A 21,582-nucleotide genomic window follows, 5' to 3' on the forward strand; every position below is an offset into this window, starting at 1 on the left:
AATAAAGTTGACGTTTAATTTACTGATAGAATTGAAGAATAAGGAAATGAAGTGAATTGATAGCAGGATAAAGGCTAAGTGTTGCCACTGGCGGCAACACTTAGTCAAACAATGTAATGATTAGCGGATTTGTAATACGGTTTGTTGCAGTGTGTTGTTCACTTCAAGGGTACGAGAGTTCGCTTGGAAGTTACGCTGCGCCGAAATCAAATCGACCAGTTCAGTGGTCAAATCGATATTCGATTGCTCTAACGCCGATGAACTTATGCTACCAAAAGTACCACTGTTTGCCTCACCAGCAAGAGCTGGACCAGAATTCAAACTGGCTTTCCACGACGTATTACCTACTTGTGTTAAACCTTGTTCGTTAGCAAATCGAACCAAGGCAACTCGTGCTAAAGGCACAGTTGAACCGTTCGAGTAACTTGCAGTAATTAAACCATCAGCACCAATTTCAACGTTAGTTAAACGACCAACAGTAGTACCGTCTTGTGTTAACTCTGTTGCCGCAAAAGGAGCAGCATATTGCGTTGGCGCATTAAACTTAATTGTTAAGTCTTGAGTTCCATCCGCTCCAGCACCTAAAACGCCTGCACCACCCACCCCTAAAGTCTCAGTCTTAACGACCGCTGGATCACTACCGGTATAGACACCAACAGAATTGAACTTAAGTACAGAGCCCTTCCAACCGCTAGTTGTTTGCGCTGTACCGGTTGAGTCAGGGTTACCATCGCCCGTAGTATCCGTTTGATAAGTACCAGCAGCACCAGCTAGATCGACTTGTTTACCATCAATAGCGTAATAAGCCACCCAATTGCTCTCTCCATTATAAGAGGCATCATTAGGCTTAACAAAATAGGTTGTCATGATATGTGGCTCACCGAGTGAGTCATACATAGTCATTGAGGTAACGTTATTGTATGTCTTAGGGTCTAGAGGATCGAATGCAGCAGGGTCAAGGGTACTTTCCTTAGCATTTAGATTCATTTGTAAACTGACATTTTCAGTTTTTACTGGGCTACCTGCAGTATCAGGGATCTGCACTGGTTTCGCTGTAGTCAAACTTACCGATGTCGAATTACCATCTTTATCCACAGGGAATGTCTGCAAAAAATTACCAGCAGAATCCACCATGTAGTTATTTGAATCGACTTTAAATGCCCCAGCTCGAGTAAATGAATGGTCAAGACTGCCTATTTCAGAAGCAGTGACAAAAAAACCACCACCTTTAATTGCCATATCGAGTGAATTACTTGTCAACTGTAAGCTGCCTTGATGGAATTGCTGGGCGACTTGACTCGTTGCAACACCACCACCGACAGCAGTTTTAGAATTTGAAAAGATAGAATTAGCGTAAACATCCGCAAATTCAGCACGAGACTCTTTAAAGCCAATGGTATTCGCATTCGCAATGTTGTTCGCCGTGGTGTTTAAATCTTTCTGTGCGGCAGAAATGCCACTCAATGCAATGTTAAACGACATAATTCACCTCTACTTTTGACTCTATTCAATTGCGGACAACTAACGCCCAATTCGGATTCTAAAAAATTATCTTGTATAAATTTAAGTTTCAGACACAGCTAACACATCGGTTAGCTTGATCCCCATACCGCCTCTCAAGTTGAGAATGGCGCCAGTACTGGCCGTACCAAGAGAGACACTGGTCACATGGGCATAAGTTGAAACAGGCAGTTCTTGGGATTTTCCATCCACTAACCCACTCGCCTTAATCGTATAGTTGCCTGCGGTCACAGGTTTTCCATCTTTATCTAAACCATCCCAGTTCACATCGACGTTACCACCGTCACTGCCATCGACTTTAAAGGTGGTCACAACTTGGCCCTTCTCATCTTCAACACGCACAGTAATCTCTGGAATTTTATTAGGGGTACTGACCACACCTTTCATCGTTGGGCTTTCAGCTGAAATATTGCCAGTATCAGTTGGGATCAACACCTTGCGACCAACGAGTCCCGATGCCTGCAGTGCTTGGCTCGACGTCATAACACTGTTTAAGTTAACTATTTCATCATTTAACTTACTGATACCATCAACTGTCGAAAATGATGCCATCTGCGCAATCATTTGGTCGTTGTCGACGGGCTTAAAAGGGTCCTGCATCGATAACTGTTGGCTTAATAACGAGAAAAAGTCATCTTGAGTTAACTGTTGGCTTTTCGCTTCCGGTACTATCGAATCTTTTGGCAGTCGTATGCCATCAAGAAACGGATTACCCGTTGAACTGGTTGATGAATTGGTCGTCACAGCATTTGATTGACTCTTATTTTGAGCCGTCTGCGTCGATGCTTGGTTAATTTGATTAATGAGGCTCACAGCTTACCTCCTAAGTAACACATGTTATTTACCCATCCCAAGTGTTTGTTGCAGCATAGACTTAGCTGCTTCAGCGACCTGTACATTCATTTGATATGAGCGCGAAGCAGAAATCATATCTGCCATTTCTTCCATGACATTAACATTCGGTTTATAAATAAAGCCGTCCGCATCCGCCATTGGATGATCGGGCGAGTATTCTTTTAGTAGTGGTTTATCACTTTCAACAATGCCTTTTACCGCAACACCTTGAGAGGCTTGTTGCTGACTTTGGGCTTTGGCCATTTCAGCTTCAAAAATAGGATGACGGGAACGATAGGTCTTATCTACGCTACTCGAGACGGAATCAGCGTTAGCTATGTTACTCGCCGTGGTGTTCAACCTGACCGATTGAGCCGACATTCCAGAGCCAGCAACATCAAATATGCTAAATAAACTCATGATTAATCCCCTCTCAGCGCTTTCTTCATGCCACTAAACTTACTGTCTAAAAAGCCTAATGACATTTGATATTCAAGGGCATTTTGCATGAATGCCGATTGTTCCTGTTGGATATCAACGGTATTGCCATCACCGGTATCGGGTTGATTTGGCACACGGAACTTAACAAATTGACCCGTCAACTCAGCAAGACCAAAATGCTTGTCTGACTCTTGCATTTCAAGACTATTACGCTGCTGTTGTTGGCCACGGGCGGCCTGCATTGCCGCAGAAAAATCAACATCACGGGCTTTATAATGTGGCGTATCGGCGTTAGCGATATTGCTCGAAATGACTTCAGCTCGCTGCGCTCTAATACCGAGAGTGTACTGATGCACACCCAGTGCATTATCAAAATTGATCGCCATAAAATTGCCTCCTCGTGTTACTCACGGAAATAAAGCAATTCATGTGCCAACATAGTGGAATAATGAGAATAACAATGGGGATGAGCAAGTGATGGGTAAAAAATTACCGACAAATGTCGGTAATTTTCTTTAAAGAAGCAAACTTAAGTCTTTTTCTGGTAATAAATCCCAGGATTACAACGGACCATGTCAAACTCATCCGTTAAACCAGCTATAGATTCAGAAGCACCAAGAAATAAGATCCCTTTGGGATTAAGAGCGGCAGCGAATTGCCGCAAAATTTTTGCCTTTGCCTCAGGCGCAAAATAAATCAGCACATTGCGGCAAAAAATAATGTCGAACTTACCAAGTAAGCTATAACTCTCAAGCAGGTTATGTGCCCTAAAGTTCACCAAACGCTTAACATTATCCTTTAACTTCATATTGCCTGAAGGTAAAGCATCAAAAAACTGACGCTTACGCTCTTCGGATAAACCGCGCGCTAATGCCAAGCTATCGTACTCAGCATTTTTGCAACGTTCCAACATGGAAGGCGATAAATCAGTGGCTTGAATTGACGCACTGCCCGCAAGCGCACCAGGCTTCTTCTGTTGATACTCAAGAATCGTCATCGCCAGTGAATAGGGTTCTTGCCCGGACGAACACGCGGCCGACCAAATCTTAAGTGGACGACCTAAACGACTATACTCAGGTAACAAAACGTTATGCAATAACTCAAATGGATAACGATCACGGAACCACAGGGTTTCATTGGTCGTCATAGCATCAATCACTTCTGCCCGAAGCGCGCGTTCCGTTGGCTTCATCGAATGCTTAACCACATCGGATAAGGATGGCAGGTTATATTTCCCCATTAAAGGAGCAAGACGACTGCGCACCAGATATTGCTTATTTTCACCCAGTACGATGCCGCTGTGTTGCTCTAAGAACAACCTAAATTGATTATATTCAGCCTCAGCGAGTGATTTATTTGGCACATTCACATCCTAAATCCTATTGCAAGCACCAAAATCAGTGCGAAACCATCATGTTACAAAGTCGAGATTATAGCGTAAAGCATATATAGGTACTAACTACTGAACTTACAAACTTAAGTGCTTATTCACTGCAGCAGCCAGTTCGTCGGGATTAAACTTAGCGATAAAGTCATTGGCCCCCACTTTTTGAACCATTGCCTGATTGAATACTCCACTTAACGACGTATGCAGTACCACTTTAATATGCTTGAGCTTAGGATCATCTCGGATCTCCGCGGTCAGGGTATAACCATCCATCTCAGGCATCTCAATGTCTGAGATAATAAGAGGGATTTCATCGGCAACATTGTCCATTTCTTTGGCGATTTCTTTGAGCTTATCTAATGCTTCTCGGCCATCTTTTGCGGTATCAATTTGTAAGTTCAATGACTCGAGTGAACGAATAATCTGCTTACGCGCCACGGCAGAATCATCGATAACCATAATATGATAATGCTGGGTTCTGTCGAGGGTCAGCTTTTCATTGGCTTCTTCACTGATGGCAGTTTTAACCGGTGAAATCTCATCTAAGATTTTTTCTACATCGAGAATTTCAACCAATTCACCTTCAATCTCAGTTACAGCCGTCAGATAAGAATAACGACCGGCACCTTGCGGCGGAGGCATAATCGCTTCCCAATTCATGTTGATAATCCGCTCAACAGAACTGACCAAGAAACCTTGAACGCTACGGTTATATTCAGAAATAATGATGAAACAGTTTTCAGTACTCGCTAAAGGTCTACCACCTGTTGCCGCACTCAGATCAATAACTGAAATAGTCGTACCGCGAATATGCGCGACACCTTTAACATAAGGATTAAGTTTAGGCAAAGTTGTCAGTGGCGGGCACTGCAGTACTTCTTTCACCTTAAACACGTTAATCCCAAACCGTTGACGACCGTTTAATTTAAAAAGCAACAATTCTAAACGGTTTTGACCAACGAGCTGGGTTCGTTTGTTGACTGAATCAAGAATACTCGACATAACTCTGCCTTGTTGTTCTGTTTATGTACGGCCCTATGACTCTTTTGAGTATAGGCATATTAATTGCTTACGTCTTATCTATCGATAAACATAGTCGAAACTGAGTCAATCTTCTGACAGTGATGCAAATTATTATTACAGTGGTCAGCTTCGAACTTGATAAAAGTATAGGTGCATTCTGGCGTTACAAGCTAGTCTCTTCATTATGAAAGTAAATTTAGTCTTTTTTTTTAGTGTTTTCGCCCTCTTCATGCCCGCTTTTGCGAGTGCAGAGCCTATTGTTCCCACCGTATCGGCCATCTCAGAATTAGCTAAAGCGCTTATTTCAGAAAAGATATCCGTGCCAGCGAATGCCAAAGTCGATATTTCGCCGCAAATAGTTGACGCAAGAATGCTGCCGTCACAATGTTCGTCGCCGATTAAGGTTGAATTGGCTAGTGACAGGGAAATTAGCCGTAATAACACCCTAAAAGTCAGCTGCAATACGCAAGAGCTCGCTTACCCTTGGCAGATTTATATCTCGGTTAGAGTGGATATTTTATTCCCCGTTGTTGTCACAACTGAAACCTTAGCGCCTGGCGAACTCATCTCCCCTAGCCAAGTTGAAATCCGTTACATTGAGCAAAATAGTTTACGGGGCGCTGAATTTGATGACCCAAGTAAATTAGCTGGTGTGCGAGTCAAACGACGCGTCTCGAAGGATTATCCTATATTGAGCAATAACTTATGCTTTGTGTGTAAAAATGACTCGGTATCTATTTATGTTCGTTCTAACTCATTCGAACTCAAAACAGCGGGAGAAGCCTTACAAGATGGCAATAAAGGCGATCGGATCAGAGTCAAAAATAGCAGTTCAAACAAAGAACTAGATGCTATAGTCACGGGCATTGGCGAAGTTGAAGTAAGAATGTAAAATATTCTAAAGCTTTTTTATAAGCTGCCGATACCCCAGTTAAGAAATCCCGTACACACGACGCTGGAGCCGAAAATGGCAATTGATATTAGCAAACTCAACACTGCAACGACCACACAAGTTCGTTCAGGTGCAACTAAAACTAGCAGCGATCAATCTGATCAAGTTGCCACAAAATCGACAACACCACAAAGAAGCGACTCAGTGGTGATTACAGCGCAAGCACAACAACTTCAAGGAGCTCAGACTAAAATGGCGAGTCTTCCTGAAGTTGATCAAAAGAAAGTGGCCGAAATTAAACAGGCTATCGCCGAAGGCCGCTATAAAATTGACCCAGAAAAGTTGGCTGCCAATATTGCAAGTTTTGAAGCCGAACTTAATGACTTGAATAAAGAGTAACTATGACTGAAATAGCTAAACTGGTAGATCTACAACACGCCCATTTGGCTGTTCTTAAGCAAATCATACTCAAGGAAAAAGGCGCTTTGGTTGACCAAAACGCCGATTTACTGCTTTCTCTTGCTAACGAAAAATCACAATGTCTGAAAGAACTCAAGACTAATGACGATATTCTGGCAAACCACACTGATAAGTCTCAACTCACTCAGCAAAGTGAACTCGTGCATAAAATGGCCGTTGTCAAAGACGCATTAACTGAATGCAAAGAACTGAACGATCAAAATGCCAGTTTAATTGAGATGAATTTAGCCAGTCTCAATCGCTTCGCTCAAGCTTTACAAGCCAGCAGAAACGCCTCCAGCCTTACGTATAACGATAAAGGCAAGACCTCAACTATCTCAAGTTTAGGCAACGATTTAAAGGCCTAACAGGCGCATCAATTCCCACTCTGTATTTCCCGCTTCTAAGCTCTGCTCTGATTAAAGATTAGTCTTTGATACTTGTGCAGAAAAAGAAAAGCCGCATAACTACTCGCATAGTACGCGGCTCAATAGAGTCATGTAGAAATGACTAGAAATACGTGACTTCTTTCACTCGCTGTGGACGACTCTGTTGTTGATACAGCGCCCATACCTGTGAAAAATCCAGTTCTAACTCAGTGACATAATGATCGCCAGCCGGATAACTCTTAACGACCCGCGCCCCACGGATCACGCCAGAAACCGACGCTTTAACATTATCGTCCGTCAACATCCAATCACTGACACTGCTGTTTGCCGTTATTTTCTGCCCATAAACTTGTTCTGCTAATTCACGATAGGCCACAATTTTTGATGCTTGCATGGCCATCAACACTCTTTGTGATTGCTCTTTAGCCGGTTGAGTCGCTAAGGGCGCATATCCTATGGCCGTTAACTTAGGAAAACTCGGCGGAGGCACATCTTCCCATTGCACATATCTATCTTTAGCAGCGCAGCCAGTTAGCATTAGCGCCGCAATAACTAAAAGGTAGCGTTTCATTTTCCATCTCCTAAAACACGCACTTCATTCATGCCTGGACTCGCCTGACGATATAAGATGCCATTTTGTGACACAATTTGCTCCGAAGGCTGCATGTAGTTTGCCAACTCTTTTTGAGTCACAAAAGTTTGAGAGGCCGATACCACACGATTGTTACTTATGTTCACAATCCGAGTGTTGATCGCCATACCATTGGTAACTGGGCTCATAGTCGAAACGACAAGATGCTCAACGGGAAGATTTTTCGACAATTGTTGCCAATCTCGCGTCAAAATAAAATCCCCATTAGCCGTCACTCTCAAGCCATCTGCTAAATTTAAATCAACCACATTAAACTGAAAGCTATGGAGCGACGTCATTAATCCTTGCTGTAACTGCTGCGCCAACGCATTTGTGCCATTCATGTCACCCACTAATACTGGGGTGGCGACGACAATTGGTTGATCAGAACGCAGAGCATCATTTTGCTTAACGAGCTCTGTCACAATCCGCTGTGCTAAATGGTTGATCACTGCCGTTGGCGGCAACCCATTGCCATCCACTAAACTCGGCTTGGGCGGTGTAACCGATTTAGCCACGCATCCACCTAACATAATCAATGTTAAGGGAATAATCACACGCTTTAGCATTGGATTTACCTCATCTGTGGGTGTACTGGCAATTAAATCACTCACACTCTATGCGTTTCATTTTTGTGAGTAACAAAAGCCAGCAATCTTCGGACCAAAATTGCTCCAGCCCGACAATATTATGCTCATACGCTGTATATCGACTGCGCCAATGGAAACTTTATCGAAAACTCTCGTTACTCAGGCATGAAATTTGCTTTGTCGGTATATTAGATTAAGTGTCAGGAAACTGGCTCGATTAGCAAGCTCGCCAATAGCTTAGCGATAAGGATTGTATTGATGCATATACCACGTTCAGCTTCGCTCATCATTTTGAGCCTTGCACTGCTGTCTTTGCCTACTCTGGCCGAATGGATGGAAGCCAGTGGTGAAGCGACTATTATCAATGGTAATACGGCTCAAGCAAGGGAAGAAGCGATTAATCAAGCCGTTAGCTACGCTACATTAAGCACAGGCATTCAAATCTCCAGTGAACAACAAACCTCTAACGGAAACCTTACACAGAATAACTTCGCGATAAATCGCAACGCCCAAGCCATCAGCATCCAACTCGTTAGCGAACGAATCCAGGGAAACAAAATTTATGTGTCCCTACGACTCGATCTAAATGATGATCCTACGCAGCAGTGTCCAAATGGACAATTAAAGGCTGCGATTCTAATCCCTCAAGCACAAATCAAAGATCGTACTCAGCTCAGATACGGACAGCTTTCAGGCTTTGAAGAAGTGATCTCAGAAAAATTAGGCAGTGTTATAGAAGATTATTCTTCCACGGGTTTTAGCCACACTCACGCTAAAGAGCTGCTCGACATTAAACAAGATCTAGTGGATATTCGCGGTTATCGACTCCCAAGCTGGCTCAGTGAAATTACCGACAGCCAATATATCCTCCAACCACAAATTATGGATATCTCAATGGAGCCAGTGCAGGCAACCTTCCTAGGATTTTGGGATGAAGCTCCACTCAGGCAATTCCAGTTCAAACTTAGCCTCTATCATGGGATCAGTGGCGAAGAAGTTTGGAGTAAAAGCTACAGCACATCGGCGCCATGGGAATTTGAAGAACAAGCCATTATTGCCCCGAATACGGACAGATTCTGGCGATCATCCTATGGCAAAAATATTACTAAGTTAATGCAACAGGCTACCCATGATTTAGACAGCACACTCAATTGCAGACCCTTACTCGGCCAAGTCGTGAGCCGCCAAGCGGACAGGATCATTTTAAATCTCGGCCGTAAACATGGCATTCGTGTCGGGGATAAATTCCAAGTCGTATTACAGCAAAACCTACCCGATCGACTCAATGAAATGCGCGCCGTCGCAACCAAAAGCCGAGCCACGGTAAAAATCGAACAAGTGAGTGAAGAAAGCTCTACAGCAGTACTTTTAGACCAAAATGCAGCCTACAATGTGCAGATAAACGACATAGCGCTTAAGATTTAAGCAACTAAATCATAAGCCTTTTAATCAGAGATAAAACCAGTATAATCACTGTCGTCTCTCTATAGCTCAACAGGATAGAGCAGCCGCCTCCTAAGCGGCCGATCGGGGTTCGAGTCCCTGTGGAGAGACCAGATAGTGACCTTGGTGATATCAAACTCCCAGAAATCTTCCGGAGAAACGGAATGACTGAGCTATTTGCGTCTAATCTCAATATTATCGTCAAGCGTTGGCCTATCGTAGCAGCTGCAATAAAATCAAGTCCATTTGATCACCTTAAAGCTCACTTAGTTATTGGAAGTAATCAAACAATCAGTGTTAATGGTATTCAATTAAGCAGCCGACACGATCGTATTGCAGAAGCCAAACTGTATATCAATACCCTTCCAAAAGATGTAAATAGTGTGACAGTTTATGGTGTGGGTATGGGAGATGTTCCAACACTATTAATTGAAAAAAACTCGATTAATACGATTAAAGTCTGCTTGCTTAATACATCACTATTCTCATTATTGATCACCTATACAGATCAATCAGAATGGCTTAGTCATCCCAAAGTTCAACTACTCGAGCCCCAAAAACAAAATCGCCTTGATCCGGTCTATATTGCCATCACCCCAGACTTAAGTTTAGTCTCAAATGAAAATGCCAGTTTACGTGATTTGCTGGTTTACGAAAATAATATAGAATTTGTGAATAGCAAACATAAATTAGATGACCCTGTAATTAAAGCAAGATTCTCAGAGAATCTCTCTTTTCTCAAATTAGATCCTGATGCCGCAATGTTAAAATTAATACACAAGCAGCACACAGCTTTTGTCATAGGATCTGGCCCTACACTCGAGGAACATTACGGTTATCTAAAATCACAGCGTGAGCGGCCTAGCAATGATAGGCCATTGCTGATAGCAGTAGATACATCGTTCAAAGCATTAATGGGACAAGGTATTATTCCTGATATTCTCGTTAGTATCGAGCATAATATTACACAAGAGCATCTACCAGAAAGTATTCCTGAAACAGTAACGCTAGTCTATTTCCCTAGAATACCCGCGAAAGTAATTAGTTCTTGGCCTGGTCCTCGTTTTAATGCGTATTCAAAAGGGAAAATTTACGATCAGCTTCATAAAACATATCCAAAATTACGTTTATTTACTAATGGCAGCGTGATTCATCCAGCCATAGATCTTGCAGTACACTTAAATATCTGGGAAATTACATTATTCGGATGTGATTTTAGCTATCCAAATAATAAAACCCATGCATTTTGGAAGGATGGTGAAATTGGGCCTAAGGCGGGGAATGCAAAACACTGGATAATCAATGGTAGAGGCGAGCGAGTTGCAACTGATCTTAACTTTAGAGCCTACCTTAGAAACTTGGAAAATTATATAGCAACTAAACCTCGTATAAAGTTTTATCAATCAAACCTATCTGGTGCGAAAATCAAAGGAACTCAATTCAAGGATTGCAAATAATGCTGCATAATAATCAAGCCTTAGACGTTCAACTAATTAATACAGCGCAACAATTCCGTTTGGGAAAAGAGGCCGAAGCCTCTAAAAGATTAAGAAATTGCATAGATTTACTTGAGTCAGAACTGAAAAAATTAAAGGATACATCAGCCATTTCTAACATAATACCATTAATGTTAGCCGCTCAAGAACGACAAGACTGGCTTGGACTTGCAGATTATTTAGAGTATGAATTAGCTTATATTCTAAACAACTAAAATCACTTTATTTTTATATATCTAACTTTGGATTAATCAACCTAATTAATTGATACCTCTTTCGCCTAATCCACTCAATCGCTCCTGCAAAAACTTTGCAGATAACTGAAGGAATTAAGCACAAAAAAAACATATAACAAAAAATAACTTTACCGCAAAGTTTTAAAACACTATTTTTATTTTCCCCCAACAATTTAAAGTTTAACCCATTTGCCCCTCGAATGTGTAACAAACTTCTCCAGCTTAATAAACCAGAGTGAGTTACTAATAATTTTTTTGCAATATCTTTACTTCTATCCGAATATACATCCGGTAAATTAGCAACGAAAGATGGCCAATTATAAAACATTATTTCAAAAAATCTTGAGGGCCATCCAACTTTTCTGACTGGCGTTTTAAGAGTTACTACACTTAAATCTCTACAAAAAAGTAAACTAAAATGATTACTTGCAATATAATCAAGCACAAAGCCGACAATACCAAAATCAGTCCCCCTATACTTTTCAAATCTAGGATGAGAAATCAACTTCCTATTAATAATGTTGCAACTAATACACGCAATGATTGGTGTCAATTCATCAATTACTAAATTTTTATTATTATAAACAATTTCAGTATTATGTCTATAACGTCCAACCAAGTTAGTTAAGATAAAGTCGTACTCGTTAGACCCAACTAATGTTCCTAAAATTCCATCTAAAACTGATGGTAATATTTCATAAGAATCACCTAGTATCCAAATATATTTTGAATTCGGCATAAAAACTGCATTTTCAATATTCTCATCTGAGGTCACAGTTTTAGTCAGAGATTTAACAAAAATAAATTCGTATTTATTTTTCCAATAAGCAATTACCTCAAGCGTATTATCTGTAGATGCATTATTAGAAATATAAAGCCCTATGTTAAATAACTTAAGTCGTTCAATATGTTTTTTTAAAAAAAAATCTACAAACTCAGCCCTATTATAAGTTGGCATAACAATAGCCAACGTTGTATTTAAACCTGGATGCATTTTCATTATTTCTCAGAACTTTTCCAAATATTTTCAGCCATTTCGTTTTGAGATAAAAAAGGAGACATATCTTCTAGTGATGGCGATACTATACTTCCATCTGAAAGCTGTTTTGACGCTAACTTAGGAGAGAAAGCCTGAGTATCATCAAGAATAAGCTCACAGATAACTGGACCAGAATGAACCATCACTTGTTTAATAGTACTCTCCATAGAAGCATGATTATCACATTTAAAATAAGGTAAACCGAAACCCTTACTCAATGACTCAAATTTTGGAAATGTAACACCAGAGTTTCTACTCGCACCAACTTCAACACCATCAAAAAAGTTCTTTTGTGTTTGATAAATTGATGAGTAACCTGCATTATTTAAAATGAATATCTTAATTGGCAATTTATTACCAACGATAGTTTCAAGTTCTTGGAGATTCATCATAATACTACCATCGCCAGCAAAACAGACAATAGGCATAGCTGGAGCCCCATAAGAGGCTCCTATTGCAGCTGGTAACTCGTACCCCATAGATGCGGAGCCAGAATTTGTCCATAAACGAGTTTTAGATTTAATTACTGCAGCTTGGAAGCCAATCACGCAAGCAGACCCATTTGCGGCAACGACTATTTGGTCATCAGATAGCATCTTGAAAAACGTATCCATAAAGCAATATGGATTCACTTTAGATGAATTCCAATACTCTTTTAATACAACAGGATATCGCTTCAATCTATCTTTACACCAATCTAACCAAACTCGATGTTTAGGTTGGGCAGCAATATTCTGCTGTAAAAGAAATGGTATCAGATCAGCTAGGTCTGCTTGTATAGGTTTATCGATAATTAAACTTGGCTTTTGCATTTCCAACTCATCAATATCAACCATAATCTTATAAGCTTTAGGTGCAAATGCAGTCCAATTATAACTAATTTGCCGAATATTTAATCGGCACCCTAATATAAGAATTAAATCTGCATTTTGAATGACAAAATTACCTGAGCGATTTCCAACTGTTCCTGGTCTACCTACATATAAAGAATGTTCGTCGGGTAATAAATCATGAGCGTTCCAACCTGTAACTACTGGGACTTGAAATCTATCGATTAACTGAAGAAATGGCTCGTATGAGCGGCTAATCCTAACTCCAGAACCGGCTAAAATAACAGGCCTTTCAGACAATTCGATTGCACTAATAATTTCTGCTGACTCACTTAACAAATCCAAACTAAGCCATGGGTGCTCTAATTCTTCCGGATTAAATCCTACAAGTTCATCTGGATTAATGAATGAGCTTTGAACATCAATCGGAACATCTAACCAACAAGGGCCAGGACGTCCATGCGTTGCAAGATAAAATGCCTTTTCAAGGTGATAGCGAATTGAAGATGGATCGCTAATCATCTGTGAGTATTTAGTAATAGAGTGCACTATCTTACAAATATCAATCTCTTGATCACCATATTGTCGCAATGACATCCCAGTACTTTGAATCGTTGTTTGATACTTAACTTGCCCTGATATGACTAACATACTCAGAGAGTCTGTCCAAGCACCATGAACACCAGTAATTGCATTTGTTCCACCAGGACCAGTAGTCACATTAACAAGGGCTGGGCGATGAGTTAAGCGACTATATGACTCTGCAGCCATAGCGCAGGCTTGTTCATGATGATTAAAGATACAGTTCAAACCATTATGCCTACCAAGTGATTGATTAAGGTGCATAGCACCTCCACCAGTCACCATAAAAACCTGCTCGATTCCTAATTCAACTAATCGCTGTGCAATATAGTCCGATAATTTGATATTCATTTATATAAACTCTTTAGTAAGCGACTATTTTATTTCCTTCGAGAAGATAAGTGTTAAATTTTCGCTTGAAATTCTTTACGATGTTTAAAACTTCTTGAGGGTAAATTCCCGGCACCATTACAATCACTGCATCTACATCTGAATATTCTAATGTCTCTGGTGAAACTATTTTAGTCAACATAACAGGACTGAATAGCCCTTGCTTAAATGGAGCTGAATCAATAATAAACTCAATATTATTCAACTTACTAATAGCAAGTAAAGCTAATGTTCTGTGCCCAGCTCCCCAGACAGCAACTTTTTTCCCAACAGAGACATATTTATCGACTAGTGTATTTAATTCGGCACTTAAAGAATTTACTTCTTCCATATACGAGTCTAATCTTAATGAACTTCGTTTTCTTACAATTGCTAAAATATCATTACTATTATTAATTTCCTGACACTCGAGCACATCGAACCCATTAAATTCAAATGCTCTACGTAAAGTACTAACTGTAAAGTATACTAAATGATCAGCAACGAACTCATATAGACACTTTGATTCGAGAAGGTATGACAAATTAGGTACTGTAATATATCCTACAGCATTATCTGTTGAGTTAGTGTAAATCGAATCTATAAATTGTTTTATGTCTGGTTGATGTTCCAAATAGTTAAATGAGAAAAATACTTCTGCTTTCTTAGTTATTTTCTGATCTGGTAGATAACCACAAATCATACTTCTCTCAAAAAGAACACCCTCTTCTACGGAACTCTCTGAATATTCTATACCTTCAGCACGAAGACCAGCATCAACTATAACATCTAACATGCCACCTTTACCGCAACCTATTTCAAGCGCAGTTTTTCCTAGTAAATTGTATTTCTTAACAAAAGTTGTAATTTCATTTAACCGCGTAGTTCTAGAATGCGGTGACAAAACAGCAGCAGTAATAACTTCTCTGAAATAACTCACTGGAGCAGCTTTAAGCTGTACTAAATCACATTTATTACATTGAAAAACTGCAAGTTCGATTGGCGATTCGTTATCTAACTGCTTGCTAGTTAAAAAATGCTGCGCGGCTTTTGGAAATGGGAAAAGGGTAATTAACGCATTACCTGGAAGCTCTGCGCGACACAAACGACAGTGTTCTATTTGTTCAAAATACGTCATAACTTAGTCCTATCAAATATCTAGCTATTGATGGTCAAGACTAATCTTAGTCGATGCAATTTCTTTCCATTTTTGCTGATTCAAACCCATATTATAGGCAGGCAAACCATATTTAATGCATTTACCACAAATCTTAGCACTATTTTTATTTGAGTTAATTTGCTCCAATGTAGATTCAAGATAGTTATCAGAAACAGTAATGCCATCTCGATTAAAAACAGTACAGCAAACTGGTACCTTTAAATCCCAGTTAATATTTATCTGATTTTCTTTAAATGGACAAATTTTAGAACGATACTTAGAACTTGCCTCTAATCCCTCTTCAATATTTACTAATAGCATTGAATTCAATTTTTCTGTCTGTGGGTCATGAATTCCATCTAGATAGTCTAAGCAACGCTCAAGAGGCATAACAAGTGAGTAAGTAGTTGAAAGAGAGAATTTTAACTCTTCACAAAGCATCCGCATTTTTTCTAAATTTAATCCATTATTATCATTGTACAAATGATAATTTACATCAACAAAGGTTTTAGATTTAAACTTATCTAAATAATATCTCAAACGATACATATTTGATTTTACTAAATCAATATTTCCACCCGTATGAGTTTTTTCATATGTGTCTGGATAATAACCAGACAACGATACTTTGAGATATTCAGGTGACTGTCGAATAACGTTACCCAATAATTCATCTGAGTCGATAGATAAATTACTGGATAGTGCTACAGCTATGCCGTTTACATGTAAATATGAAATAATTTCAGGTAAATTTTTATGTAAAAATGGCTCACCCCAGCTATACAAGCTAACGTGAGTTACGATTTCGTTCTCACCAATAATCTTATCAACCACTTTTTCAAGGTTATTCAATGACATGCGACCAATTGGCGTTTTGTCGCCATCTATACTATGTGCGCAAGATGGACACTTAAGATTACACGACCCCATAATATCAATGGTATAGAAAGACTCGCAATAATCAGAATACAAAATGTAATCATGGGCAGAAAATCCCATATCCATTAGCATTGAAATAATTTCAGACTCTTTTAATGATACAGCAATAACAATAGCTAAATTTTCATACTCTTTTTTCATCGTAGCCAAAACATCTGGTGAGCTAACTAATACGTCATTGACTAATTTATTCTGCAATGCAAGATCTGAGTCAATAAACCGGACAATATTAAGTGAGTTTGCAAGAGAAAAACGTAAGAACCCCATACCCGTCATTCTAGCGCCCCATATCACGATTGGACGTTTTTCTAACTGAACCAGTAAACTCACTTTTGATTTTATCATTTGAGCTGTTCCATCTCGATGATTTTTTGACAAATTTGATTTTTTTGAGGATGCTTTTCATACCATTTATAAAGGTTTGAAATTGAATCTTTAAATGGAGTAATTTTTAAGGGGCCAAATTCACTCACATAACGTGAGTTGTTTCCTGAATATTCACCTCTGCTCCCCTCCTGCTTTACAAATACTGCAGAATCTGTATTACCGACTTCATTAATGATTTCGGCGAGCTTAAACAAAGATATCGAATAACCACTACATATATTATAATTCCTATAAACAAATTCTGATTTAAAAAATATTTCAGCAGCCAACAAAAAATCATCTACATAAAGATAATCAAAAAACATATCTTGATTAATAGAAACTTCTAATCCAGAAAGTATTCTACAGATATTGTTAGAAATAAACCTACGAGAATAATCCTCATACTTACCAAATATTCCAAACACTCGCAAATTAACAATGTTATTAGAAAACTTTTCAACATCATTTGAAATAACAAATTTTGACAACCCATATGTATCTGATGGGATATGCTTACCAAAATATTCCTCACTCATCATAGGTTCGTAATTTTTCATATCATATTCTGCACCTGAACCTATTGTAATCATCCGACCAAAAAGATGTGAACATCGGGCTAAGTTAAAATATAAAATCAAATTTTCATTTAATGAGTTGATATTTACAGCACTCATTAAGACAACATCTGGGCATAAATTCGCTAGATATTTTTCTACAGCACACGTATCAAGTAAATTCAACTCATGTCTTTTTGGTGAGTATACTTCATAACCTTTCGCAGAATAATATTCCACTGCGTTTTTACCAATAAAACCATTGGATCCCAACACCAGTAATTTTATACCAACAGACATTTCACTCACCTATAGTTAATTATAATATTTCTTTTATTTTCCACTCATTAGACTGTATCCACTCATTATCATCAAGTGATTCATCTAATGCATTTAACGCTGCTAAAACTTTTTCCTTATGTGGATCAAGATCCTCATCAACACAAACCATAGGAGCAGAACAGTTATTACAAAAATTAATCTGCTCTCTTCGTCCTTTTAGCATAGCAACTCGTAATTGATGTAGAGACTTTCCTTCCCATATTTCTTTTACACTTTGTTCATTTACATTGCCAATGACAACCTTTCTTGGCCAATCCAAAGTACAAGGACTAGTTTGACCATCACAATTAAAATGCAAATACATGAATGTGAACGGACAAATATCTTTATATTTTTTTATTTTTTGATTATACATCCCCGTTTTAGCAACTTCATTTTGCTTATCGAGTTGTGTTTCTGCCCATTGAGGTACTATTTTCTCTATGAAAATTTCATCGCAAATACCACCAAAAGTATCAAAAAAATATTGACGTTCTGTTTCATCTAGAATGAATGTTGTGTTATTACCTTTATCAAGAGCACTTGTTTGGTCCGCGATTTTCACATAAATAGTAAGTTCAGGCCCTTTAATGCTATGAAGATGTCTTACACCTTCAACTATCTCATTAAAATTCTGCTTTACACCGGCAACCTGCATGTATCTTTCATCACTTAAACCTTCAATTGATACATTAATACGTTGTAATCCAGCATCCACTAGTGCACGGTTTAACTCAGGTGTTAACTTCGAACCATTAGTAAAAACTTCGATAATTTCTGCAACATTTTTTTCTTTAGCATACTTAATCATTTCAGGAAGATCTTGGTGTAATGTAGGTTCCCCATGATTACCAATTTTAATTTTTTTAATCTTTTCAGGGAATTCAGCAAGATCATTAACAATCTTCTTGAACATTTCCACGCTCATTTTCCCACGCTTCAAGTCAACCTTTTTCATTGCTCTATTGTCGGCTTGAAAACAAAAACTACAGCGGTAATTGCAAATACTTGACACATCTATATGAACTGAAAATGGTGTTTTTAAAGGTACTCTATCTTCAATGGGTACTTTTACCGCTGAATATATTCGCGGTTGTACTTTGGCGACAATCTCATCGTTAGTCATAGTTGGGTCCTATATACACGAAATAGTTTTAAAGCTAAACGGACGCATAGCTAAGAGCTGCGACATATCATTGATATCAAAATATATATCTCCTCTTGCTACACCATCATCATAGCCCGAGCTGAAAAAAATAAAGGGCACATTGGCCGCCTTAGCCGCTTTTTGATCAATGGTGGTATCCCCAACTAATAATGCACTAGCAGGTTCTAGGCCAAGTTGTTGTAACACTCTTAAGACAGGTTCAGCATTCGGTTTCGCTATATGATCAGGCCTACCTGATATAACAACGTCAAAATACTCTGCAATTTCAGTTTCAAGTAAAACTTTATCACAGAGCGCTGAAGGTTTATTTGTGCATACAGCTAACTTAAAACCAATTTTTTTCAAAAACTTGAGTGTTGCTTCTACATTTGGATAGAGAGAAGATTTCGGTGTTGATATCAATTTATAACGGTCCCGAAACTCTGCAACAAGGCATGTAACGGGTTCAATTGACTGAGGAAGTGCCAAGGATAAAATCCTATCGGCTCCATGACCCATCTCCTGCAATAGACTATCTTGGTTTAAAGGCTTAAGATCACGAACTCGACGCATTTCATTAATAACTTGCGTCACTTCTCTGGCACTATCAACCAAAGTTCCATCAAGATCGAAAATAACTAACTGAATAGACATCTAATTAGCCAACTTCTTGCCGAAGTTGTAATACTCGAGTAGATAGCAATTCCAGCCGAGTTTCATCTTCTTTAGCAATACATGCATAGTAATTATGCTTATTCTGAAGCCATAGCAGTTCAAACTCAACAGCTAATAGCAACCCCTTTCTGAGCTTAGCCATGGACAAAGCATCTGCATTGAAAATGATTTTCCTTGTTTCAAAACGAGTTAGGTACGTTGCCTTTAGAGCTTGCAAAAAATCGATTGCATCTAATGACACACCACCACCAACTACAAACTCAATACCTGCTAACTTACATTGTCGAGCAACCTCGAGACAATATTCAAGAATTTTGTCAGAATTAACATCACCACGCTTCATTCCATTTGATTGAGTAAAATCAACACGGCCAAAGACAATTCCAGGTTTAGTCGCAGATGAAACTATCACATCAATAATTTGCGCTAGGTTGTTAAATGTTGTCTTTGTCTCAACATTGAATAAGAATGAAGTATCCTCGAGTTCGTCCTTTGTAAACGCAGTTTCATATGCTCCTATATATTTGCTTAATGCATAAGGCGTTTCAACCATAGGCGCAACAACGTAATCAGCTCCGAATTGTTTTGCTTCAAATAAATCGCGAATTGCCTCAGCGCCACCAATTTTTAGTGCTACATCTAAGCCTGCTCTGCGAGTGATCTCTAACAAACGTAAAAACTCATCACTTCGAGTACCTTCTGCCTCAAATTCTGCTTTAACGGCAACGACACCATGGTTATCTTTGAGTTGCTTAAGAATATTAAGCATTTCTCTTTCTAAAGTATTAATAGTCCTTCTCCTTTCTCAAGCTACCCTATAAATCAGCACGCAAGCATTAACACACTTGTATCGACCTGGTTACAAAAAAACTAAAGTCTTTTTTCTTTTAAGAAAAAATCTTCAAAAGATTCAATTACATAATCTAGCATTTCCGTTGTTAACGCTGGTTGGACACCAATCCAAAATGAGCTTTCCATCACTAAATCAGTCGTATTAAGACGACCTGAGACTCGATATTTTTTATCTTTCATGTAGGGCTGACGAGTTACATTGCCAGCAAATAAAAGTCTGGTACCTATTCGGCGAGATTCCAAAAACTGAAGTAATGTTAAGCGTTCGATGCCCTTATCACGTTTTAATGTTAATGGAAAACCAAACCAAGAGGGTGATGACTTCGGCGTTGCTTCAGGTAAGATAAGGTATTCTTCACAAGATTTTAAGCCCGTCTTTAGATACTCAAAATTGCGTTTTCTAGCCATAATAAACTCAGCTAAATGACCTAATTGTGCTAAACCACAGGCCGCTTGCATATCAGTAATCTTTAGGTTGTAACCTACGTGGCTATAAATATACTTGTGGTCATAACCTTGAGGTAAACTCCCTAGCTTCCAACAGTAACGTTTATTGCAGGTATTATCTTTTCCTGGAGCACAATAACAATCCCGTCCCCAATCGCGAAATGACTCTACAGTACTCTTTAGAAGCGCACTATCCGTAAATACAGCCCCACCTTCACCCATTGTAATATGATGTGCAGGATAAAAACTCAATGTCCCCAAATCACCAAAAGTGCCAACCAAACGCTCCACGCCAGATTCAATACGTGTATTACGTCCTTTAGAATAAGCCAATGATGGTTGATAAGTCGATCCTAATGCATCGCAGCAATCTTCAATTACCCATAGATTATATTTTTTAGCCAAATGCATAATCACATCAATATCAAATGGATTACCTAAAGTATGAGCTAACATAATGGCTTTGGTTTTTTTACTGATAGCTTCTTCGATTAAATCAGGATTAATATTATATGTTGGCAGCATAACATCAACGAACACTGGTATTAATCCATATTGAATTAATGGATTAACCGTTGTAGGAAAGCCTGCAGCAACTGTAATAACTTCATCACCAGGTAATAATGCTCTGTCACCTAAGCGTGATGAAGTTAATGCTGCTAACGCTAATAAATTTGCTGAAGAACCTGAATTAGTCGTTAAGACATTTTTTATATCTAGTATTGATGACAAATCAGTTTCAAAAGTGTCATTAAATCTGCCTGTTGTTAACCATCCATCAAGTGATGCTTCAACCATGTTGGAGTATTCATCAACCCCAATAAGCTTTCCAGAAGGTGGAATAGGCGTATCACCACCATAAAATTTTTGGGGTATGGCTTTAATTGCAGCATACTCTTTGACCAAATCAGCGATATCTTTTCTAATTTTTGTCAATTTTTTAGAAGTATCAGTCAA

The 21,582-nt window shown here is 38.9% G+C and carries 23 protein-coding genes and 1 tRNA gene; 7 read left to right on the top strand and 17 right to left on the bottom strand.

The annotated features are described in order from the left end of the window. Window positions 1-120 precede the first annotated feature (120 nt). The 6 genes from flgE to Q4Q54_RS11555 form a co-directional block, all read right to left on the bottom strand. Window positions 121-1,482 carry a flagellar hook protein FlgE gene (flgE, locus tag Q4Q54_RS11530; RefSeq protein ID WP_106651090.1) on the bottom strand — a complete coding sequence of 454 codons (1,362 nt, stop codon included), beginning with the start codon at window positions 1,480-1,482 and terminating at the stop codon, window positions 121-123. An 81-nt stretch (window positions 1,483-1,563) separates the two neighbouring features. Next, window positions 1,564-2,334: a flagellar hook assembly protein FlgD gene (gene flgD, locus Q4Q54_RS11535; RefSeq protein WP_220590745.1), complete on the bottom strand. Its 771-nt coding sequence runs from the start codon at window positions 2,332-2,334 to the stop codon at window positions 1,564-1,566. Window positions 2,335-2,358: 24 nt separating this feature from the next. Further along, window positions 2,359-2,775, bottom strand: a complete 417-nt coding sequence (gene flgC / locus Q4Q54_RS11540) for a flagellar basal body rod protein FlgC (RefSeq protein WP_006085646.1) — start codon at window positions 2,773-2,775, stop codon at window positions 2,359-2,361. Between the two features lie 2 nt (window positions 2,776-2,777). Beyond that, entirely contained in the window at window positions 2,778-3,182 is a 405-nt protein-coding gene (flgB, locus tag Q4Q54_RS11545) for a flagellar basal body rod protein FlgB (protein WP_006082429.1), read from the bottom strand. Window positions 3,183-3,325: 143 nt separating this feature from the next. Beyond that, on the bottom strand, window positions 3,326-4,165 hold the full coding sequence (locus Q4Q54_RS11550; protein ID WP_006082430.1) for a CheR family methyltransferase: 840 nt from the start codon (window positions 4,163-4,165) through the stop codon (window positions 3,326-3,328). A 99-nt stretch (window positions 4,166-4,264) separates the two neighbouring features. After that, window positions 4,265-5,185 (bottom strand): chemotaxis protein CheV, encoded by a 921-nt coding sequence (locus tag Q4Q54_RS11555; protein ID WP_006082431.1) that lies wholly within the window; start codon window positions 5,183-5,185, stop codon window positions 4,265-4,267. Window positions 5,186-5,390: 205 nt separating this feature from the next. Here Q4Q54_RS11555 and flgA point away from each other — a divergent pair, with 205 nt between their 5' ends. The 3 genes from flgA to Q4Q54_RS11570 all read left to right on the top strand — a co-directional run bounded on the left by flgA (window position 5,391) and on the right by Q4Q54_RS11570 (window position 6,925). Further along, a complete protein-coding gene (gene flgA, locus Q4Q54_RS11560) occupies window positions 5,391-6,098 on the top strand; it encodes a flagellar basal body P-ring formation chaperone FlgA (protein ID WP_311988501.1) in 708 nt (235 codons plus the stop codon). A 75-nt stretch (window positions 6,099-6,173) separates the two neighbouring features. After that, window positions 6,174-6,497, top strand: coding sequence for a flagellar biosynthesis anti-sigma factor FlgM (flgM, locus tag Q4Q54_RS11565; protein ID WP_311988502.1), 324 nt, complete (start codon window positions 6,174-6,176; stop codon window positions 6,495-6,497). Between the two features lie 2 nt (window positions 6,498-6,499). Continuing rightward, on the top strand, window positions 6,500-6,925 hold the full coding sequence (locus Q4Q54_RS11570; protein ID WP_006082434.1) for a flagella synthesis protein FlgN: 426 nt from the start codon (window positions 6,500-6,502) through the stop codon (window positions 6,923-6,925). Between the two features lie 142 nt (window positions 6,926-7,067). On the opposite strand, the gene Q4Q54_RS11575 is transcribed toward Q4Q54_RS11570, so the two are convergent. Both Q4Q54_RS11575 and Q4Q54_RS11580 read right to left on the bottom strand, forming a co-directional pair. Continuing rightward, window positions 7,068-7,517, bottom strand: coding sequence for an LPP20 family lipoprotein (locus Q4Q54_RS11575; RefSeq protein ID WP_006085649.1), 450 nt, complete (start codon window positions 7,515-7,517; stop codon window positions 7,068-7,070). Next, window positions 7,514-8,146 (bottom strand): FlgO family outer membrane protein, encoded by a 633-nt coding sequence (locus Q4Q54_RS11580; protein ID WP_012587208.1) that lies wholly within the window; start codon window positions 8,144-8,146, stop codon window positions 7,514-7,516. Before Q4Q54_RS11580 ends, Q4Q54_RS11575 begins: the two co-directional genes overlap by 4 nt. A 279-nt stretch (window positions 8,147-8,425) precedes the next feature. Between Q4Q54_RS11580 and Q4Q54_RS11585 the strand changes: the two genes are divergently transcribed. The 4 genes from Q4Q54_RS11585 to Q4Q54_RS11600 all read left to right on the top strand — a co-directional run bounded on the left by Q4Q54_RS11585 (window position 8,426) and on the right by Q4Q54_RS11600 (window position 11,321). Next, entirely contained in the window at window positions 8,426-9,592 is a 1,167-nt protein-coding gene (locus tag Q4Q54_RS11585; RefSeq protein ID WP_012587207.1) for a flagellar assembly protein FlgT, read from the top strand. 55 nt (window positions 9,593-9,647) lie between these two features. Then, window positions 9,648-9,723: transfer RNA gene (locus Q4Q54_RS11590), tRNA-Arg, on the top strand. Between the two features lie 51 nt (window positions 9,724-9,774). Beyond that, window positions 9,775-11,067: a 6-hydroxymethylpterin diphosphokinase MptE-like protein gene (locus Q4Q54_RS11595; RefSeq protein WP_311988503.1), complete on the top strand. Its 1,293-nt coding sequence runs from the start codon at window positions 9,775-9,777 to the stop codon at window positions 11,065-11,067. Then, window positions 11,067-11,321, top strand: a complete 255-nt coding sequence (locus Q4Q54_RS11600) for a hypothetical protein (protein WP_263196067.1) — start codon at window positions 11,067-11,069, stop codon at window positions 11,319-11,321. Before Q4Q54_RS11595 ends, Q4Q54_RS11600 begins: the two co-directional genes overlap by 1 nt. A 13-nt stretch (window positions 11,322-11,334) precedes the next feature. Here Q4Q54_RS11600 and Q4Q54_RS11605 read toward each other — a convergent pair whose 3' ends face one another. The 9 genes from Q4Q54_RS11605 to rfbH form a co-directional block, all read right to left on the bottom strand. After that, a complete protein-coding gene (locus Q4Q54_RS11605; RefSeq protein WP_311890023.1) occupies window positions 11,335-12,342 on the bottom strand; it encodes a glycosyltransferase family 2 protein in 1,008 nt (335 codons plus the stop codon). After that, the gene (locus Q4Q54_RS11610; RefSeq protein ID WP_311988504.1) at window positions 12,342-14,144 is read right to left on the bottom strand and encodes a thiamine pyrophosphate-binding protein; all 1,803 of its coding nucleotides are present in this window, start codon (window positions 14,142-14,144) and stop codon (window positions 12,342-12,344) included. The genes Q4Q54_RS11605 and Q4Q54_RS11610 overlap by 1 nt, the downstream gene beginning before the upstream one ends. Window positions 14,145-14,157: 13 nt before the next feature. Next, a complete protein-coding gene (locus tag Q4Q54_RS11615) occupies window positions 14,158-15,300 on the bottom strand; it encodes a class I SAM-dependent methyltransferase (RefSeq protein WP_311897841.1) in 1,143 nt (380 codons plus the stop codon). Window positions 15,301-15,324: 24 nt separating this feature from the next. Then, on the bottom strand, window positions 15,325-16,605 hold the full coding sequence (locus tag Q4Q54_RS11620; protein WP_311890026.1) for a radical SAM protein: 1,281 nt from the start codon (window positions 16,603-16,605) through the stop codon (window positions 15,325-15,327). After that, window positions 16,602-17,483, bottom strand: a complete 882-nt coding sequence (locus Q4Q54_RS11625) for an NAD(P)-dependent oxidoreductase (RefSeq protein ID WP_311890027.1) — start codon at window positions 17,481-17,483, stop codon at window positions 16,602-16,604. Before Q4Q54_RS11625 ends, Q4Q54_RS11620 begins: the two co-directional genes overlap by 4 nt. A gap of 19 nt (window positions 17,484-17,502) precedes the next feature. Further along, window positions 17,503-18,630, bottom strand: coding sequence for a radical SAM/SPASM domain-containing protein (locus Q4Q54_RS11630; protein WP_311890028.1), 1,128 nt, complete (start codon window positions 18,628-18,630; stop codon window positions 17,503-17,505). Between the two features lie 9 nt (window positions 18,631-18,639). Next, entirely contained in the window at window positions 18,640-19,305 is a 666-nt protein-coding gene (locus Q4Q54_RS11635) for an HAD-IA family hydrolase (RefSeq protein WP_311988505.1), read from the bottom strand. 4 nt (window positions 19,306-19,309) lie between these two features. Next, entirely contained in the window at window positions 19,310-20,095 is a 786-nt protein-coding gene (locus Q4Q54_RS11640; protein WP_263196075.1) for an aldolase/citrate lyase family protein, read from the bottom strand. Between the two features lie 101 nt (window positions 20,096-20,196). Further along, a complete protein-coding gene (gene rfbH, locus Q4Q54_RS11645) occupies window positions 20,197-21,582 on the bottom strand; it encodes a lipopolysaccharide biosynthesis protein RfbH (RefSeq protein ID WP_263196076.1) in 1,386 nt (461 codons plus the stop codon).

Source organism: Shewanella sp. SP2S2-4 (assembly GCF_031932025.1).
In the GTDB taxonomy this organism is placed as follows: Bacteria; Pseudomonadota; Gammaproteobacteria; order Enterobacterales; family Shewanellaceae; genus Shewanella; species Shewanella baltica.

Bases quoted from the DNA above. Each gene is read 5' to 3' on its own strand.
- flgE (WP_106651090.1), bottom strand. From the start codon at position 1,482: ATGTCGTTTAACATTGCATTGAGTGGCATTTCTGCCGCACAGAAAGAT.
- flgC (WP_006085646.1), bottom strand. From the start codon at position 2,775: ATGAGTTTATTTAGCATATTTGATGTTGCTGGCTCTGGAATGTCGGCT.
- flgB (WP_006082429.1), bottom strand. From the start codon at position 3,182: ATGGCGATCAATTTTGATAATGCACTGGGTGTGCATCAGTACACTCTC.
- Q4Q54_RS11555 (WP_006082431.1), bottom strand. From the start codon at position 5,185: ATGTCGAGTATTCTTGATTCAGTCAACAAACGAACCCAGCTCGTTGGT.
- flgA (WP_311988501.1), top strand. From the start codon at position 5,391: ATGAAAGTAAATTTAGTCTTTTTTTTTAGTGTTTTCGCCCTCTTCATG.
- flgM (WP_311988502.1), top strand. From the start codon at position 6,174: ATGGCAATTGATATTAGCAAACTCAACACTGCAACGACCACACAAGTT.
- Q4Q54_RS11570 (WP_006082434.1), top strand. From the start codon at position 6,500: ATGACTGAAATAGCTAAACTGGTAGATCTACAACACGCCCATTTGGCT.
- Q4Q54_RS11575 (WP_006085649.1), bottom strand. From the start codon at position 7,517: ATGAAACGCTACCTTTTAGTTATTGCGGCGCTAATGCTAACTGGCTGC.
- Q4Q54_RS11580 (WP_012587208.1), bottom strand. From the start codon at position 8,146: ATGCTAAAGCGTGTGATTATTCCCTTAACATTGATTATGTTAGGTGGA.
- Q4Q54_RS11585 (WP_012587207.1), top strand. From the start codon at position 8,426: ATGCATATACCACGTTCAGCTTCGCTCATCATTTTGAGCCTTGCACTG.
- Q4Q54_RS11595 (WP_311988503.1), top strand. From the start codon at position 9,775: ATGACTGAGCTATTTGCGTCTAATCTCAATATTATCGTCAAGCGTTGG.
- Q4Q54_RS11600 (WP_263196067.1), top strand. From the start codon at position 11,067: ATGCTGCATAATAATCAAGCCTTAGACGTTCAACTAATTAATACAGCG.
- Q4Q54_RS11605 (WP_311890023.1), bottom strand. From the start codon at position 12,342: ATGAAAATGCATCCAGGTTTAAATACAACGTTGGCTATTGTTATGCCA.
- Q4Q54_RS11610 (WP_311988504.1), bottom strand. From the start codon at position 14,144: ATGAATATCAAATTATCGGACTATATTGCACAGCGATTAGTTGAATTA.
- Q4Q54_RS11615 (WP_311897841.1), bottom strand. From the start codon at position 15,300: ATGACGTATTTTGAACAAATAGAACACTGTCGTTTGTGTCGCGCAGAG.
- Q4Q54_RS11620 (WP_311890026.1), bottom strand. From the start codon at position 16,605: ATGATAAAATCAAAAGTGAGTTTACTGGTTCAGTTAGAAAAACGTCCA.
- Q4Q54_RS11625 (WP_311890027.1), bottom strand. From the start codon at position 17,483: ATGTCTGTTGGTATAAAATTACTGGTGTTGGGATCCAATGGTTTTATT.
- Q4Q54_RS11630 (WP_311890028.1), bottom strand. From the start codon at position 18,630: ATGACTAACGATGAGATTGTCGCCAAAGTACAACCGCGAATATATTCA.
- Q4Q54_RS11635 (WP_311988505.1), bottom strand. From the start codon at position 19,305: ATGTCTATTCAGTTAGTTATTTTCGATCTTGATGGAACTTTGGTTGAT.
- Q4Q54_RS11640 (WP_263196075.1), bottom strand. From the start codon at position 20,095: ATGCTTAATATTCTTAAGCAACTCAAAGATAACCATGGTGTCGTTGCC.